At 42.3% G+C, this 16,961-nt stretch carries 19 protein-coding genes; 12 read left to right on the top strand and 7 right to left on the bottom strand.

All coding sequences use genetic code 11. The features are described from left to right. Positions 1-12 precede the first annotated feature (12 nt). Positions 13-1,155, top strand: coding sequence for a glycoside hydrolase family 3 protein (locus ODU41_RS01785; protein ID WP_044761223.1), 1,143 nt, complete (start codon positions 13-15; stop codon positions 1,153-1,155). Between the two features lie 40 nt (positions 1,156-1,195). Here the strand turns inward: ODU41_RS01785 and ODU41_RS01790 are convergent, their stop codons facing one another. Both ODU41_RS01790 and ODU41_RS01795 read right to left on the bottom strand, forming a co-directional pair. Then, positions 1,196-2,038: a VOC family protein gene (locus ODU41_RS01790; RefSeq protein ID WP_044681204.1), complete on the bottom strand. Its 843-nt coding sequence runs from the start codon at positions 2,036-2,038 to the stop codon at positions 1,196-1,198. A 5-nt stretch (positions 2,039-2,043) separates the two neighbouring features. Further along, positions 2,044-2,583, bottom strand: a complete 540-nt coding sequence (locus tag ODU41_RS01795; RefSeq protein ID WP_029171500.1) for an NADPH-dependent FMN reductase — start codon at positions 2,581-2,583, stop codon at positions 2,044-2,046. A 205-nt stretch (positions 2,584-2,788) separates the two neighbouring features. On the opposite strand from ODU41_RS01795, the gene ODU41_RS01800 reads away from it, so the two are divergent. Beyond that, positions 2,789-3,136, top strand: a complete 348-nt coding sequence (locus tag ODU41_RS01800) for a helix-turn-helix domain-containing protein (protein ID WP_029171501.1) — start codon at positions 2,789-2,791, stop codon at positions 3,134-3,136. A 24-nt stretch (positions 3,137-3,160) separates the two neighbouring features. On the opposite strand, the gene ODU41_RS01805 is transcribed toward ODU41_RS01800, so the two are convergent. Next, positions 3,161-4,858, bottom strand: coding sequence for a M3 family oligoendopeptidase (locus ODU41_RS01805; RefSeq protein ID WP_074391753.1), 1,698 nt, complete (start codon positions 4,856-4,858; stop codon positions 3,161-3,163). A 137-nt stretch (positions 4,859-4,995) separates the two neighbouring features. Here ODU41_RS01805 and ODU41_RS01810 point away from each other — a divergent pair, with 137 nt between their 5' ends. The 3 genes from ODU41_RS01810 to nmlR all read left to right on the top strand — a co-directional run bounded on the left by ODU41_RS01810 (position 4,996) and on the right by nmlR (position 7,114). Continuing rightward, on the top strand, positions 4,996-5,931 hold the full coding sequence (locus ODU41_RS01810; RefSeq protein ID WP_044673344.1) for a manganese-dependent inorganic pyrophosphatase: 936 nt from the start codon (positions 4,996-4,998) through the stop codon (positions 5,929-5,931). Between the two features lie 42 nt (positions 5,932-5,973). Continuing rightward, entirely contained in the window at positions 5,974-6,438 is a 465-nt protein-coding gene (locus tag ODU41_RS01815; RefSeq protein ID WP_398578580.1) for a phage tail protein, read from the top strand. Positions 6,439-6,703: 265 nt separating this feature from the next. Continuing rightward, positions 6,704-7,114, top strand: coding sequence for a stress response transcriptional regulator NmlR (nmlR, locus tag ODU41_RS01820; protein ID WP_044681103.1), 411 nt, complete (start codon positions 6,704-6,706; stop codon positions 7,112-7,114). Positions 7,115-7,135: 21 nt separating this feature from the next. Here the strand turns inward: nmlR and ODU41_RS01825 are convergent, their stop codons facing one another. Then, the gene (locus ODU41_RS01825; protein ID WP_044681101.1) at positions 7,136-7,450 is read right to left on the bottom strand and encodes a DUF3270 domain-containing protein; all 315 of its coding nucleotides are present in this window, start codon (positions 7,448-7,450) and stop codon (positions 7,136-7,138) included. A gap of 160 nt (positions 7,451-7,610) precedes the next feature. Here ODU41_RS01825 and ODU41_RS01830 point away from each other — a divergent pair, with 160 nt between their 5' ends. Both ODU41_RS01830 and ODU41_RS01835 read left to right on the top strand, forming a co-directional pair. Continuing rightward, positions 7,611-8,540, top strand: coding sequence for a peptidase U32 family protein (locus tag ODU41_RS01830; RefSeq protein ID WP_024384623.1), 930 nt, complete (start codon positions 7,611-7,613; stop codon positions 8,538-8,540). A 186-nt stretch (positions 8,541-8,726) separates the two neighbouring features. Continuing rightward, positions 8,727-10,013, top strand: coding sequence for a U32 family peptidase (locus ODU41_RS01835; protein ID WP_105145527.1), 1,287 nt, complete (start codon positions 8,727-8,729; stop codon positions 10,011-10,013). Positions 10,014-10,033: 20 nt separating this feature from the next. Here ODU41_RS01835 and ODU41_RS01840 read toward each other — a convergent pair whose 3' ends face one another. Then, positions 10,034-10,357: a hypothetical protein gene (locus ODU41_RS01840; RefSeq protein WP_024384625.1), complete on the bottom strand. Its 324-nt coding sequence runs from the start codon at positions 10,355-10,357 to the stop codon at positions 10,034-10,036. Positions 10,358-10,448: 91 nt separating this feature from the next. On the opposite strand from ODU41_RS01840, the gene ODU41_RS01845 reads away from it, so the two are divergent. Continuing rightward, positions 10,449-10,664 (top strand): YdbC family protein, encoded by a 216-nt coding sequence (locus tag ODU41_RS01845; protein ID WP_004194749.1) that lies wholly within the window; start codon positions 10,449-10,451, stop codon positions 10,662-10,664. Positions 10,665-10,675: 11 nt separating this feature from the next. On the opposite strand, the gene ODU41_RS01850 is transcribed toward ODU41_RS01845, so the two are convergent. Next, a complete protein-coding gene (locus tag ODU41_RS01850; protein ID WP_105145529.1) occupies positions 10,676-11,215 on the bottom strand; it encodes a biotin transporter BioY in 540 nt (179 codons plus the stop codon). Between the two features lie 204 nt (positions 11,216-11,419). Between ODU41_RS01850 and ODU41_RS01855 the strand changes: the two genes are divergently transcribed. Beyond that, positions 11,420-12,157, top strand: coding sequence for a cyclase family protein (locus ODU41_RS01855; RefSeq protein WP_013730222.1), 738 nt, complete (start codon positions 11,420-11,422; stop codon positions 12,155-12,157). A gap of 50 nt (positions 12,158-12,207) precedes the next feature. Here the strand turns inward: ODU41_RS01855 and gorA are convergent, their stop codons facing one another. After that, the gene (gorA, locus tag ODU41_RS01860; protein ID WP_398578581.1) at positions 12,208-13,557 is read right to left on the bottom strand and encodes a glutathione-disulfide reductase; all 1,350 of its coding nucleotides are present in this window, start codon (positions 13,555-13,557) and stop codon (positions 12,208-12,210) included. Positions 13,558-13,769: 212 nt separating this feature from the next. Here gorA and ODU41_RS01865 point away from each other — a divergent pair, with 212 nt between their 5' ends. Genes ODU41_RS01865 through ODU41_RS01875 form a run of 3 tightly spaced genes read left to right on the top strand, consistent with a single transcriptional unit; the run spans position 13,770 to position 16,854 of the window. Beyond that, positions 13,770-14,930, top strand: coding sequence for an efflux RND transporter periplasmic adaptor subunit (locus ODU41_RS01865; RefSeq protein WP_398578582.1), 1,161 nt, complete (start codon positions 13,770-13,772; stop codon positions 14,928-14,930). Then, positions 14,911-15,606 (top strand): ABC transporter ATP-binding protein, encoded by a 696-nt coding sequence (locus ODU41_RS01870; RefSeq protein ID WP_013730225.1) that lies wholly within the window; start codon positions 14,911-14,913, stop codon positions 15,604-15,606. Before ODU41_RS01865 ends, ODU41_RS01870 begins: the two co-directional genes overlap by 20 nt. Next, entirely contained in the window at positions 15,607-16,854 is a 1,248-nt protein-coding gene (locus tag ODU41_RS01875) for an ABC transporter permease (RefSeq protein WP_398578583.1), read from the top strand. The last annotated feature ends 107 nt before the right edge of the window (positions 16,855-16,961 follow it).

Below are 16,961 nucleotides of genomic sequence, written 5' to 3' on the forward strand. Positions count from 1 at the left end.
GGTCGGAGATTGATGCGGAAAAGATTTAATGTGTTAGGGACAAGTATCACTTGTCTCTTGTTTATTGGGCTTATGCTAGGCTTGTTCTTTTTGGGAGATCGAATACAAAAGGAGCAAACCAAAGTTGCAACGACATCATCTAGCCAAGAAATATCTGCTAGGGACAAAGTGATTGCAAATTATCTAGATCAAATGACCTTAGAAGAAAAGGTCGGACAGATGATTTTTGCTCGGATGCCATCTGCAGGACAAACTGAGGCATTGGAAACCTATCATTTTGGGGGCTATATCTTATTTGCAAGTGATTTTGAAGGTAAGACACTGGAGCAAGTTAAAGAAGAGATTGCTTCTTATCAATCACTTTCAAAAGTGCCGCTATTAATGGCTTCAGATGAGGAAGGTGGGACGGTAACGAGGATTAGTCAACTTCTGGAAACACCTTTTGCATCACCCTTGGAACTGTACCAAGCTGGCGGCATTGAGGAAATTTTGTCGGATGCCAAGCAGAAGACCAGTCTTTTAAAGGAAGAGGGAATCTATGCAGGATTCTTCCCAGTTGCGGATTTGTCCACCGATCCATCATCTTTTATCTACGATAGGACTATTGGACAGGATGCGAAAACCACTTCAGACTATATTGGTCAATTGGTTTCATTGTTGAAAGAGGAACAATTTGCTTCGACCTTGAAGCATTTCCCGGGTTATGGGGATAATGCGGATTCGCATACGGATTTGGTCTATGACAATCGTAGTTTAGAAGAATTGCGTGCCAATGATTTTCTTCCATTTAAGGCTGGGATTGAGGCGGGTGCAGACTCTATCATGGTTAGCCACAATATCGTACCTGCCATTGATAATGTCCCATCATCCATTTCACCTGAAATCAATAAAATTCTTCGGAATGAGCTTGGTTTTGAGGGTGTCATTATGACGGATGATTTTGATATGCAAGGCTTGGTCCAATTTGTAGATCAAGATACAGGTGCCTTGCAGACCATTCAAGCTGGGACAGATATGATATTGTCTTCAAGTTATGCCAGTCAAATTCCTTATATTATCGAACAAGTAAAAGCTGGAACTATTACAGAGGAACGGATTGACCAATCCGTCAAACGGATTTTGGGAATGAAATATGATCTAGGTTTGATCAAATAAACAAAGAAAGGGAGTGCTCAGGCATTTCCCTTTCTTATTTCTATTCTAAGATAAGTTTGGTTTTGATACCATCCACATCGACAAAGGCTGCGCTATTGTCTAGTCTTTGAAGATTTAGGTTTGCGGCAATGGCACGATTCAAGGTTGCTTCAAAAGCTTCTGGATTGGAATAAATGACCGTATAGTAGGCAAGTCCTGGCATGCCTTCTTTTCTGGTTTTCAGATTTTTTCCTCCCCATTCATTGACAGCTAGGTGGTGATGGTAGTCGCCAGAAGCTAACCAGGATGCAGATGGGACGGAGAATTTATCCTCGATAGCTAGGACCTCTTGGTAAAATCGGCTAGAAGCTACGCTTTCTCGGACCGATAGATGGACATGGCCCATGCGACTGCCAGCTGGCATCTGATAGGCTGCGTCAGCTTTTTTCCCTAAAGCATAGATCGTTTCAGCATCCATAGGCTCAGTAATGCCGACGATGCGGCCATCTGGGCGGACATCCCAAGTGTCTTGAGGCAGGTCGCGGTAAACTTCGATGCCATTGCCTTCGGTGTCGGCTAGGTAAATGGCTTCGCTGTAACCGTGGTCGCTGGCACCTTGGAGGGGAATCTTATTGTCGATAAAGTGGCGGAAAATGCTACCAAGGTCTTCACGGCTTGGTAGGACAATGGCCAAGTGGTAGAGGCCGTAGCTGTGGCTGACTTCGCCGTTCTGCTCTGTTTGAATCAGGCGGACAAGGGTGTTTTTTCCAACACCAAGGTCAATCTGCTTTGAGCTTTGGGAGAGAACTTGGAGCCCCAAGACTTGTTGGTAAAACAGGCTTTGGAGTTCTAAATCGCGGACGTTGAGGGCGACATGGCCCAGTTCAAATTGGGAATTGTACATAGGCATTAAGCTTCCAACAATGCTTGAGCTTGGGTCTGCAAACCGGCAATGGCTTCCTCTGACAAGACCAATTCTCCAGTTCCCCATGCTTCTGGGTTGACAGTTGTACCTGTAAATTCACCTACGACTTGCATACGAACAAATGGTAATAGAGCTTGGTAGCTAGCGAACATTTGGTCATGTCCAGCATTGGCAACAGATGATACGGTAACGATTTTGTCTTGAAGGGCAGATGGACCACGTGTATCTGACAAGTCAAGGGCACGGCTGAGCCAGTCAATCAAGTTTTTCACAGTACCTGGGATAGCAAAGTTGTAAACGGGTGAGAAAATCCAGATGGCATCTGCTGCCATAATGGCATCGCGTGCAGCTTGGACTGTTGGCAAGACAGGTGTCTCAAGGTCTTGGTTCATCAATGGGACATCTTTGTAATCAAGGTAGCTTACAGTAGCTTGACCTTCTAAAATGCTTTCTGCTTGTTTAGCCATTTGGTGGTTAAATGAACCTTCACGCAATGAACCGACGATAAATAAGATGTTCTTCATTTGTTTTTCTTCCTTCTTTGTAAAGATTTTTTTGAAAGTTGAGATAAGAGACATATATCCTCCTCTTAAGAAAATTCTTTCCTACTTTCGTAGTTTATGGTATGATTGTAGCAAATACAGTTCAAAATACAAGTACGATTTTTTTGAATAGTCACTATCTTTTTCTAAAGTAATGTGGCGATTCAAGGAAAAAAGGAGGAGTTTGATGCCTGATTATCATACAAAAAATGTTTATGCCTGTCCTTACTTGGCAACGCAGACAGTCTTGTCAGGGAAATGGAATATTTTGCTATTGCATCATATTGAGGACGGACCGATTCGATTTAATGAATTGCATCGGCGGTTAGAAGGGATTTCCCAAGCAACCTTGACTAAGCAGTTGCGTCAATTAGAAGAAGACGGCTTGATTATGCGTAAGGTTTACGCCCAAGTTCCACCAAAAGTGGAGTATGAATTAAGCGAGATTGGTCAAGAATTTAAATTGGTTCTGGAGCAAATCGAAACCTTTGGGGAAAAATACATCAACTTTGTCAAATCAAAAAAATCTGAATGAGTTGTTCATTCAGATTTTTGTGTTTTATAGTTCGTCATCCTTAACTGCATTTAACCATTCGGCCGCAGCTTTGGCGGTGCTTTCGAGGGCACCTTCTTTGAACGGTGATTGGAGGTTTGCGGCTTCAACCACTTGCAAGAAGGACTTGGTACCACCCAAATCACAGATGCGGATGTAGTCTTCCCAAGCCTTTTCATCGTGATCTACCTGCGTACGTTTCCAGAATTGAAGGGCACAAACTTGGGCCAAGGTGTAGTCAATGTAGTAGAATGGGCTAGCAAAGATATGACCTTGACGGTACCAGAAGATACCGCGGTTGAGGGCTTCTGACTCGGAATAGTCACGGTCTGGCAAGTAGAGATCTTGGAGTTTTTTCCAAGTTGCCTTGCGTTCTGCTGGTGTCATTTCTGGATGTTCATAGACTTCGTGCTGGAAGTGGTCCACCAAGACACCGTAAGGCAAGAAGAGTAGGGCGCTTGCCAAGTGGGTGAATTTATACTTATCTACTTGTTCCTTGAAGAAACGGTCCATCCACGGCCAAGTCATAAATTCCATAGACATGGAGTGGATTTCACAGGTTTCATAGGTTGGCCAGACAACTTCTGGACTTTGAATCCAACGGGAACGATAGACTTGGAAGGCGTGACCTGCTTCGTGGGTCAAAACATCAATATCACCGCTGGTTCCGTTGAAGTTAGAGAAGATAAATGGGCTCTTGAAGTCAGGGATATAGGTACAGTAGCCACCGCTGTTTTTTCCTGGTTTTGCGACCAAATCCAAGAGTTCATGCTCAATCATGAAATCAAAGAACTCGCCCGTTTCAGCGGATAATTCGCGGTACATGTCTTGGGCTTGGCTGACGATAAAGTCAGGGTCACCTTGAGGAATAGCATTTCCATCCAAGTACTCAAGGTTGAGGTCGTAGTGCTTGAGGCTTGGAACTTGCAAGCGTTTGGCTTGGCGTTGACGCAAATCTTGCACAATCGGTACGATGTGCTTGAGGATTTCTTCACGGTAGACCTTGACCATGTCACGATTGTAGTCGAAACGGTTCATCTTGAGGTAGCCGTATTCCACATAGTCCTTGAAGCCAAGTTTGTGGGCGATTTCTGTGCGGACTTTTACTAATTCATCATAAACACGGTCAAAATCAGCTTCCTTGCTTTCAAAGAAGGCAGTTGTGGCAGCAGATGCAGCCTTGCGGACCTCGCGGTCAGTTGATTGACCGAATGGCCCCATTTGTGCCAGGTTGTAAGTCTGACCTTGGAAATCAATCTCTGCACCAGCAATCAGTTTACTGTACTCATCGGTCAATTCATTTTCCTTTTGGAACAAGGGAATCACATCAGATGAGAAGGTCTTGAGCTTGTTTTCTGCCTGCATGAAGAAGGTTTGAGGCAAGATGTCTGACAGTTCTTCCTTGTACGGCGTCTGGACAATGACACGGTAGTAGTTGGTGGTCAATTCTTCAAAAAGTGGCGAATATTCATTCCAAAACTTGGTTTCTTCATTGTAGAACTCATCGTTCATGTCGATAGTATGGCGGATCATCCAGAGGTTGTACTGGGTATCGACCAAGTTGAGTAATTTGGTAACGGCTGCCACTAGTGTACGAGTTGTTTCCAAGTCACTTTCCTGAGCCAACTGGTCTGTCAGGTCAGAAAATTGAGCCTTGATAGCTTCATAATCTGGACGAACATAGGTATAGTCTGAAAATTTCATATGGTTCTCCTTTTGTATTGCTACCTTCTATCTTACTCTTTTTGAAAACGTTTGGCAAATCCCGACCCGTCCATGTTCACAAGTCTTTCTATTTATGGTAAAATGTAGGAGATTATTAGAAAAATGAGGTTGTAGACATGTCTAAATTTTTAGTTTTTGGTCACCAAAATCCTGATACAGATGCCATTGCATCATCATACGGTTGGGCTCACTTGGAGCGTGAAGTGTTTGGTCGTGATGCGGAAGCAGTTGCACTTGGAACGCCAAATGAAGAAACAGCGTTTGCACTTGACTATTTTGGTGTTACTGCACCGCGCGTGGTTGAGTCTGCTAAGGCAGAAGGCGTTAGCCAAGTCATCTTGACAGACCACAATGAATTCCAACAATCAATCGCAGACATCAAAGATGTAGAAGTGGCAGCTGTTATTGACCACCACCGTGTCGCAAACTTTGAAACGGCAAATCCATTATACATGCGTTTGGAGCCAGTAGGTTCAGCATCTTCAATCGTTTACCGTGCCTTCAAAGAAAATGGAGTAACACCTCCAAAAGAAGTGGCTGGTCTCCTCCTATCAGGTTTGATTTCAGATACACTCTTGCTCAAATCGCCAACTACTCATGCAACAGATCCACAAGTAGCAGCTGAATTGGCTGAAATTGCTGGTGTGAACTTGGAAGAATACGGCTTGGCACTCTTGAAAGCAGGAACCAACCTTGCCAGCAAGTCAGCAGAAGAATTGATTGACATCGATGCAAAAACCTTTGGTTTGAACGGAAATGACGTGCGTGTGGCACAGGTCAACACAGTGGATATTGCAGAAGTCTTGGAACGCCAAGAAGAAATCGAAGCAGCTATGACTGCCGCATCAGCAGCAAATGGTTACTCTGACTTTGTTTTGATGATTACGGACATCGTTAACTCAAACTCTGAAATCCTTGCGCTCGGTAGCAACATGGACAAGGTGGAGGCAGCCTTCAACTTCAAGTTGGAAAACAACCACGCTTTCCTTGCAGGTGCCGTTTCACGTAAGAAACAAGTGGTGCCACAGTTGACAGAAGCGTTTAATGCGTAAATACCTAGCACCTTCGGGTGCTTTTTTACTAAAGGAGAAACGATGTCCTACACAGTTAATTTCAAAGAAGTCGAAACGACGGGCTTGGAAACCAGCCCAGTCGCAGAAGTCTTGGCCGGTCTGCGTGCCAATGAAGCCCGCTATTTCTGGAACAAATATAAGCAGGAGTTCGTGGTCTTTACGCCGGAAGAACAGCCTGAAATCCTGCCCTTCATCGAGAAGGTCTTGGCAGAGCGGGACATGGTTTTTCCTTATACTCCACTCAATGTCGCTCAGCTTGAGGTAGACGGTATTCTTTGGTCATTTGTTTTTTATGACAATGGTCTGGCTGTCAATGTCCTCTATACGCTAGAAGAAGGAGGCAAACGAGCGGTCGGTTTCAAATTGTCAGATGGCATTGATATTCCCAAAGAATTTGAAGGCAAATTCAAGTTTGCCCGCCAACGCTCCAAACTAGCAGGCGAAATTCGTGGCACCTTCTTTGTGGTCAAGGGAGAATATTTGTAAGCAAGAATCTGGGATTTCCCAGATTTTTTAAAAATGGCTTGACTTGGAGTGGACTTCAAGGTGTATAATAAGCGAAATATCGTCATTTAGTTTATCTTTTATTACGTCGTTAACTCACCTTGCCTAACTCCAGTTATGCCTGTGGCTTTTGAAGCGAACGTGGTTCGCACTATCTCCAGCCTTCAAAGGTTCTCCAAACCTTTGAAGCGAGTACTAAAAGTAAACTAAAAGACTATAATAAGCGAAATATAGAAGGGATCTTGGAATGAATATCAAAGAAGTTAGTCAAGTGACGGGTCTATCAGCCGATACCATTCGCTACTATGAACGGATAGGACTTATTCCCAAAATTGCAAGAAAATCTTCTGGAGTAAGAGATTTTGTGGAAAATGATGTAGCCATTTTAGAATTTATCCGCTGTTTTAGGAGTGCTGGTATGTCTATTGAGCGCTTGATTGAGTACATGGGCTTGGTGCAGGCTGGAGATAGTACAGTGGAAGCTCGGATCGATTTACTAAAAGAAGAGCAGGAAGAATTGCGGTCACGCTTGTCGGAAATTCAGCAAGCTCTAGATCGTTTAGATTATAAAATAGAGAATTACCAGACTACATTAAGAGGTGCAGAGAATCAATTGTTTACAGACGGCAGTAGTTCATTCAAAAAAGGCAGAGGATAACTTCTCTGCCTTTATAATTCATTATTCATTTTTTCTTATAACTTGTTTGGGTTTAAATTTCTTCTTTAGCCCAATTTGAACCAAACGTAGTCCAAGAAAACCCGTCGCACTTGCCAATATGATGGCAATAAAAACAGGAATGCCTATGGATAGATAGACATAACTAGCGATGACTGTTATCAAACTAAAAAATGCGATATTAACAAAAAACAACAATTCCTTTAGACGTTCTTTATTGGTATTTTTTGCCTGATAGGTTTGAAAATTAGCCTTTTTCTCTTTCGGGATATACTCTTCGTACTGGTACTCATGGGACTGATAGTGTCTTAATGCCATATCGTCTCCTTTTCTGCTCCTTAAAGAATACCATAACATTGCTGAATTTTTATGTCATTTATATTACAATAATGTTACAAGAGAAAGATTAGAAAAGTCTGAACATTAAAATACAGGTAGTCACTTATCAGATATTTCTCTTTTTGATATAATTATCTTTATGGAAAAAATTATCATTACAGCAACAGCTGAAAGTATTGAGCAGGTCAAAGAACTGCTTGCAGCAGGAGTTGACCGTATTTATGTTGGGGAAGAGGACCATGCCCTTCGCATCCCAACAAATTTTACCTATGATGAACTCAGGGAAATAGCAGAGCTAGTTCATAGCGCAGGGAAGGAATTGACGGTCGCTGCTAATGCCCTCATGCACCAAGATATGATGGACAATATCAAACCGTTTATGGAGCTAATGAGGGAAATCAAGGTTGATTATCTGGTTGTCGGAGATACTGGAATTTTCTATATCAATAAACGTGATGGCTACAATTTCAAGCTAATCTATGATACATCTGTCTTTGTGACTTCCAGCCGTCAGATTAACTTTTGGAAAGATCATGGAGCAGTAGAGGCTGTTTTGGCAAGAGAGATTCCATCAGAAGAACTCTTTGATATTGCTAAGAACTTGGAAATGCCAGCGGAAATCTTGGTCTACGGCGCCTCTGTTATTCACCATTCTAAACGAACCTTGTTACAGAATTACTACAATTTTACAAAGGCTGATGAGACAGATTTGTCACGTGGACGCGGACTTTTCTTAGCAGAGCCGAGCGACCCAGATAGCCACTATTCTATCTTCGAGGACAAGCATGGTACCCATATCTTTATCAACAATGACATTGATATGATGACCAAGCTGTCAGAATTAGATGAACATGGTTATCATAATTGGAAACTGGATGGCATCTATTGCCCTGGTCAGAACTTTGTTGAAATTGTTAAGCTTTTTGTTCAAGCAAGAGATTTGATTGAAAAAGGCGAATTCACTTATGATCAGGCCTTCCTTTTGGATGAACAGGTGCGCAAGCTCCACCCCGCAGAGCGTGGCTTGGATACAGGCTTCTACGAATTTGATCGTAATAAAGTCAAATAAGTTTCAGTTTAATCATATATTTATTATTTTACTTACTCTATCCTGGCAGAGTTAGCTCTGTCACTTACTATGTAAGGTCAGAGCACGAAAACGCCTTTGGGCGATTTTCTAGACTCTGCACTAGGTTTCCACATGAAAAAGTATCGTTTTCACGTGGAAACCGTCGCAAATAGAAAGAAGTTTATTATGTCAAAAACATTAAAGCGTCCCGAGGTCTTGTCACCTGCTGGGACTTTGGAGAAATTGAAGGTAGCCATTGATTATGGTGCTGATGCTGTCTTTGTCGGTGGCCAGGCCTACGGTCTGCGTAGCCGTGCAGGGAACTTTACCATGGATGAGATGCGGGAAGGGATCGAATATGCCCATGCCCGTGGTGCCAAGGTCTATGTAGCTGCCAACATGGTCACCCACGAAGGCAATGAAGAAGGAGCGGGAGCCTGGTTCCGTGAACTACGAGACATGGGCTTGGATGCGGTTATCGTTTCCGACCCAGCCCTTATCGTTATCTGTGCAACCGAAGCACCAGGTCTTGAAATCCACCTGTCAACCCAGGCATCATCTACCAACTACGAAACCTTTGAGTTTTGGAAGGAATTGGGCTTGACCCGTGTCGTTTTAGCCCGAGAAGTGACCATGGAAGAGGTGGCTGAAATCCGTAAACGGACAGACGTTGAGATTGAAGCCTTTGTTCACGGAGCCATGTGTATCTCCTACTCAGGTCGCTGCGTCCTCTCCAACCACATGAGCAAACGCGATGCCAATCGCGGTGGTTGCTCCCAGTCTTGCCGCTGGAAGTACAACCTCTACGACCTACCTTTTGGCGAAGAACGCCGTTCGATTAAGGGGGAAATACCAGAGGAGTTCTCCATGTCTGCGGTGGATATGTGTATGATCGACCATATTCCAGACATGATTGAAAATGGGGTCGATAGCCTGAAAATTGAAGGCCGTATGAAATCCGTCCACTACGTATCAACCGTAACAAACTGCTACAAGGCTGCGGTAGATGCTTATCTTGAAAGCCCAGAAAAGTTTGAAGCGATCAAACAAGACCTGATTGATGAGATGTGGAAGGTTGCCCAACGCGAATTGGCAACAGGTTTCTACTACAGCCCACCGAGCGAAAACGAACAGCTCTTCGGTGCCCGCCGTAAAATTCCAGAATACAAATTCATCGCCGAAGTAGTGGCCTTTGACAAGGAAACCATGACTGCAACCATTCGTCAGCGTAATGTTATCAACGAAGGCGACCAAGTAGAGTTTTACGGACCAGGTTTCCGTCATTTTGAAACGACTATTCAGGACTTGCATGATTCAAATGGAGAAAAGATTGACCGTGCCAACAAGCCGATGGAACTCTTAACTATTAAGCTGGACCGTGAAATCTATCCTGGCGACATGATCCGTGCCTGCAAATCAGGCCTCATCAACCTCTACCAAGAAGATGGGCAATCCCTAACTATTCGTTCATAAACAAACAAAAGGCTGAAATTTCAGCCTTTTGTTTGTTGTTGAGAAGTCTTGATGCTATCTGGAACCAAGGTAACTTTTTTGATGTCCTCGATTTTTATAATGCTGGTAACCTGACGTTTGAAATTTTTCATGATAATCCGTTGGCGATTGGTATCATATTTCACAATGTCACCTGTGAAACTACGATCACCATAGATGACATGGACTGCAGCTTTTTTATATAAAGCCAGCTCCAAGTTATTCTTGATTTCTTCCTTACTATCTGGCTCAATAGACTTAGGAGCTTTGCCATGTTCTAAAAAGACGGTGATCTGCTCGAAAATAACTTCTAAAAACCTCTTCATGGCATAATCCTTTCAAACTTGATATAATTATATTATCTAATTTTTATAAAAATGACAAGCTTTTTCGAATAGATAAGCGAGGAGGTAACAAATGGCAGAATTTACATTTGAAATTGAAGAAAAATTATTGGTCTTATCTGAAAATGATAAAGGATGGACCAAGGAGCTTAATCGAGTATCTTTTAATGGCGCACCAGCCAAGTATGACATCCGTACCTGGAGTCCTGACCATACCAAGATGGGGAAAGGGATCACTCTTAGCAATGAGGAATTTCAAGTTTTACTCGATGCGTTTGCTAATAAATAAATGAAAGAAGCCTAAGAAAAATAGGCTTCTTTTTTGATAACAGGTTGCAATAAACGATGACAAATCATGACTAGTGTAATTTTAGCTAAATCAGGAAGAATGAAAGGCAGAACAGTCCATCCGATAGAGTCAGTCCAACTGGAACCTGAAACTAGCTTAAATACAAAACAGCCGAGAAGGAAACAGATACTTGTTCCAAGTAGGCAGGCTAGAAAAATTGTAACTGGTGAGGAGTCTGATTTAGTGAGGGCAGAAGTGATGATAGTGTAGAGTAGAAACCCCCATAGAAAGCCCGAGGTCGGTCCTGTGAGTGCAGCAAAGCCACCAGAAAAACCAGCAAAAACAGGTAAACCGATAGCGCCAAGAACTAGATATAAGCTGACACTTGTAATTGCCTCCTTGGGTTTGTATAGACAAGCTACTAAGCCGATAGCTAGGGTTTGTAATGTAAATGGTACAGGTCCGATAGACAGACTGATTTGTGAAAGGGTGGAAATTAAGGCTGTTCCAATAGCGATATAAACAAGTGATTTGATAGAAGTTGTTTTCATTTGTTATCCTCTTAAAATTTTATAGTTAACAAAAATTATAGTGAGATTGGATAAGAAAGTCAATGCTCTTTCATCGGCTGTAACAACTCTATAGGTGATTTTTATAACAGCTAATAAGAAACTTATATAGTTAAAAACAAAAAATTATATGTAAAACAACCTATACCTATGCTAGAATAATAAAAAAAGAAAGTGAGAATTTCTATGACAGAATTACTTGATATTTACCGTACTCTTAAATCTAAAACTTGGGTAGACTTGACTCACCAAATCAATGAAAAGAGCCCGCATTTCCCTGCGCTACCAGCTCTCGAAAAGAAAGCCCTATTTACTCATAAGGATGGCTTCTTTGTCGAACAATTTACGGTTGTGGGGCAGTACGGAACCCATATTGATCCTCCGATTCATTTTGTAGAAGGAGCTCGTTATCTTGATGAGATTGATTTGAAAGATTTACTCCTGCCACTCTACGTTATTGATAAATCAGCTGCTGTTATAGAAAATAATGACTACGAGATAACTAAGCAGGATATTTTAGACTTTGAGGCTGAATATGGTCCGATAGCGCCAGAATCTTTTGTTGCCTTTCGTTCGGATTGGTCAAAGCGCTGGCCTAGTCAAGATGCCATTCGTAATCTAGACGAAGATGGAGTTCAACGTACACCAGGATGGAGTCATGAAGCACTAGAATATTTGATTGAAGAACGTCAGGTGAAAGCAGTTGGTCATGAAACATTGGATACCGATTCAGGAGTATCGGCAGCCAAACACGGAGGAAGTTTACCAGAAGAATACTATCTCCTATCAAAAGATATTTATCAGTTGGAAGTATTGGCAAACTTGGATCAGGTACCGCCAACAGGTGCATTGATTTCAATCGCTTTTCCTCATTGGGAGAAGGCTTCGGGTTCACCAGTGCGAGCAATTGCTATATTACCATAAGAAAAAGTCCAGACAGTGCTGACCTTCATGTCTGGACTTTTTCAATTGAGTTAACGCATAGTAACAAATTCTTCAGAACCTGTCGGATGGATGGCGACAACGGCATCAAATTCTTCTTTTGTAGCTCCCATTTTGATAGCAACTGAGAATCCTTGAATCATTTCATCGACACCATAGCCAATGCCGTGCAGTCCAACGACTTTTTCATTTTCTCCCACAGTTACTAATTTAAACTTAGCCATTTGGCGATTGTTTTCTAGCGCAGTGTACATAGAAGTAAAGGCTGAAGTATAGACTTTTACATTGTCCTGACCGTATTGGGCAATCGCTTCGTCCTCAGTTAGACCAACGGTTCCGATAGCGGGGTGAGAAAAGACGACAGTTGGGATGGTTGTGTAATCCATTTTTGCGGTTGGTTTATTGTTAAATAAACGTTCTGCCAAAAGGCGACCTGCCTTGATTGCAACGGGTGTTAATTCTTTTTCACCAGTTACATCACCGAGGGCATAGATGCCTGGTACAGCTGTTTCTTGGTATTCATTGACAGAAATATGTCCTGAAGAAGTAAGTTGAACACTAGTTGCTTCCAGGTTGAGTTTGTCAATATTTGGTTTACGTCCAATTGCCCAAAGGACCTTCTGAGCAATATGGTTACTACCGTCAGCAAAGTTAATCTGGATTTGTCCATCATCAGTTTTTTCAAGACTGACAGGAGTTTTCCCGGTATGGAGTGGAAGGTTGGTACGTTGCATTTCTTCCATCAAGGCATCAACAATGTAGGTATCAAAGCTACGAAGAGGGCGATTTCCACGAACAAAGAGGTCAGTTTGGACACCGAGTCCATGTAGGAGACTGGCCATTTCCACAGCGATATAACCAGCACCAATAACAGCCACAGAAGAAGGTAATTCTTCCCATGCAAAGACATCGTCAGATACAATCCCTAGCTCACTACCAGGAATAGCAGGGACTACCGGTTTAGCACCAGTTGCGATGACAATGTGTTTTGCACGAATCAGCTCACCATTGACTTCAACCATTTGATTATCCACAAAACGTGCGAAACCCTGGATAACTTCTACTCCGTTATTGTTAAAAGTATTACCGTAGGATGCGCGTGAACGCTCAATATAGGCTTCGCGATTTTTACGCAAGGTGGCAAAATCAAATTTTACATCCTGGCTGGTAAAACCATACTCTGGTCCATAGTGGTGAATGGATTCAGCCACTTGAGAACCGTACCACATAATTTTTTTGGGAACACAGCCAAGATTAACACAGGTCCCTCCTAGATAGCTTCCCTCAATAACTGCTGCCCTGGCACCGTACATAGCAGCTCGGTTCATGGTAGCGATGCCTCCGCTCCCACCTCCGATAGCGATAATATCAAACACTTTCATAATTTCCTCCAATAAAATCATTAACTATATTCATTGTAACGTTTTTTGGTGTGTCAATCAAAAATCCGCTACGTTACCTTACAAAAATGTAAGTGGGAAAATTGCCGAACTTTTTATAAAATAGTTAGGAAAAAACTTGCATTTGTTTTTGTATTTGTGTATTATATAGACAACACAAAATAAGTATGTTTTATAAAGAAAAGGAGTTTGTTATGTTAAAGACAAAGAAAGCGAAAATTGCTTTGTTTGGCGGCCTTGGAGTAGTCGCAGTTGCCCTAGTAGGTGGGGCCTTGATTTTTAGCAATATGCTAACGTCGTCACCATCTTCAGAAGAAGTAGCCATGAGTATGACCTATACTGTTGCTAAAGAGGGCTCGATTGCTTCCTCAACGCTACTTACAGGAACGATTACCGCAGCAGATGAGCAGTATGTTTACTATGATCCTTCTAAGGGGGATTTGAGTGAGGTTCTGGTTGCTCCAGGTACTCAGGTTGAAGTAGGTACTCCTTTAATTCGCTATGATGCTACAGAATTACAGTCTGCTTTGGATACTGCTGTTCGTGGTCGTGATAAGATTGGTCGCCAAATTGAAGACTTAAGAACCAATGGTCAAACTGTTCAAACAACTGGTGATGCAGAAACAGATGCTGCAGCAACTGCTACTGCACAACGTTCAGTAGATATGCAGTTGGCAGACTTGAATGATTCGTACGCAGATGCTCAAGCTGCGGTCGATAAAGCCTATACAGCCTTAACTGAAGCGACAGTAACTAGTACCGTTGCTGGTACAGTTGTTGAAGTGAATAAGGCTGTTTCTAAGAACTCTACATCTAGTCAGATAGTTGTACATATTGTAAACCAAGGTAGTTTGCAAGTAACAGGTAGTTTGACAGAATACGATTTGGCTAATATTGCAGTGGATCAAGAGGTCAAGCTGACTAGCAAGGTGTATCCTGATAAGACTTGGACAGGGAAAATTACCTATATTTCAAACTACCCATCTAGTGATCAAGCTGGTGCCGCAGCTACAACAGGAACTGGTGGTTCAGGCGCTAAATATCCATTTAAGGCAGCTTTAACTAGTGAATTAGGTGAGTTGAAGCAAGGATTTTCTGTAAATATTGAGGTTGTCAATACAAGTAAAAACATTTTAATTCCGGTGTCCGCAGTTGTGCCAGAAGAAGATAAAAACTTTGTGTGGACCCTGGTTGATGGGAAAGCTAAGAAAGTGGAAGTCACTCTCGGAAACGCAGATGCTTTGAACCAGGAAGTGACTGCTGGCGTAGCAGTAGGTGATAAGGTTATTACCATTCCAACTCCGGATCTCGAAGATGGCAAAGAGGTTGAAGCCAATGAAGAACCAGCTTATTAGATTAACGAATATCAATAAATCCTACAAAAATGGTGATCAAGAGCTCAGAGTTCTAAAGGATATTGATTTAGAGGTGGAAGAGGGAGAATTTCTTGCCATTATGGGACCTTCTGGTTCAGGTAAATCAACCCTGATGAACATCATTGGGCTTTTAGATCGTTCCAGTTCAGGAAACTATTGGTTAGAAGGTGAAGAAGTCAGTCAACTTTCTGAGAAAAAATTAGCTCAGGTTCGGAATGACCAAATCGGTTTCGTCTTCCAACAATTTTTCCTCTTATCGAAACTCAACGCTCTTCAAAATGTAGAATTACCCTTGATTTATGCTGGAGTTCCATCAAGCAAACGTAAGGAACTAGCGAAACAATATCTTGAAAAAGTCGAGTTGGCAGAGCGAATGACGCATTTACCATCGGAATTGTCTGGTGGTCAAAAACAACGGGTGGCTATTGCGCGTGCACTAGTCAATACTCCGGCTATTATTTTAGCAGATGAGCCTACAGGGGCCTTAGATACTAAGACAGGTGAGCAGATTATGCAACTTCTGACAGAGTTGAATAATGAAGGAAAGACCATTATCATGGTTACCCATGAACCTGAGATTGCTGCTTACGCAAAACGAAAAATCGTCCTACGTGATGGAGTGATTACCGAAGATAGTCGAAGGGAGGGAGTTTAGATGGAAAATTGGAAATTCGCCCTCAAATCTATTATGGCTCATAAAATGAGGTCGCTCCTTACGATGTTAGGTATCATCATCGGTGTAGCTGCAGTTGTCATTATTGTCGCCATGGGTACAGGGATGTCCAAGAGCATAGAAAAGTCTCTAGCTGGTGATCAAAATAATGTTCAAGTTTACTTTACTGCCTTCTCCAGATCAAGCACAGCCTTCGGTCCATTTGGAACAGTATCGACGGAAGAACCGATTTTAGAGGAAGAGCCAGATTTGACGGATTCTACTTTAAAAGGATTGCTAGAGATTGATGGTGTATCGAGCTATTATTCCAGCATCAGTAACATGGCTGAAGTCAGCTCAGGCAATAAAAAAGCAGAGAATGTCACCATTACTGGTGTCAGTCAGAATTACTTTGCTGTGAAAGAATATGAAATTTTAGCTGGTCGTCAATTTACAGCTAACGATTATAGTCGTTTTTCACGTATGATTATGCTAGATACTGCACTAGCTGAGAAGTTGTTTGGTTCTATAGAGGACTCTCTCAATCAGACGATTAGCGTCAATAGCAATGCTTATCTCGTAATAGGAGTTTACAAAGATCCAAAAGCAGGGACAGCTATTTATGGAATGAATTCAGGTGGAAATGCCGTCATAACTAATACGCAGCTGGCTGCTGAAACAGGCATGAAAGAGAATTCTCAAATCTATGTCCATGTTGAAGATGTTACTCGGGCAACAGAAGTTGGTCAGGCCGCTGCAGATTACCTGACTAAAGCGACTGGATTGAAAGAAGCGAGATACGAGATTTATGATATGTCAGCCATGTTGGAAGAGTTTAAATCTCAAATGTCTGGTGTTACCTTATTTATCGGTGCTGTTGCAGGTATCTCCTTGCTGGTTGGTGGTATCGGTGTCATGAATATCATGCTGGTGTCAGTAACTGAGCGGACTCGTGAAATCGGTCTTCGAAAAGCGCTTGGAGCAACCCGAGGCAATATCTTGATGCAATTCTTGATAGAAGCCATGGTCTTGACCACTCTTGGTGGAGCGATTGGTCTTGCAATTGCCCAAACAATAGTCTTCTTGCTCAATGTGAGCAAGGCGATGGGAGAAAGAATAACTGCTGAAGTTTCAATTCCAGTTGTTCTGGGAAGTCTGGCTTTCTCAGCGGTAGTTGGTATTGTATTTGGCGTACTACCTGCCAACAAAGCATCTAAGCTTGATCCAATTGAAGCTTTGCGCTATGAATAATCTATTGAAACGATTAGGTTTTCCTAGTCGTTTTATTTTGAGCAAATCAATTGACTTTATCACTAATTAGAGATAAAATAAACGCATCAATTAAGAAATAGTGATTT

Origin of the sequence: Streptococcus sp. 2022WUSS083 (genome assembly GCF_044427155.1) — a bacterium.
In the GTDB taxonomy this organism is placed as follows: Bacteria; Bacillota; Bacilli; order Lactobacillales; family Streptococcaceae; genus Streptococcus; species Streptococcus hashimotonensis.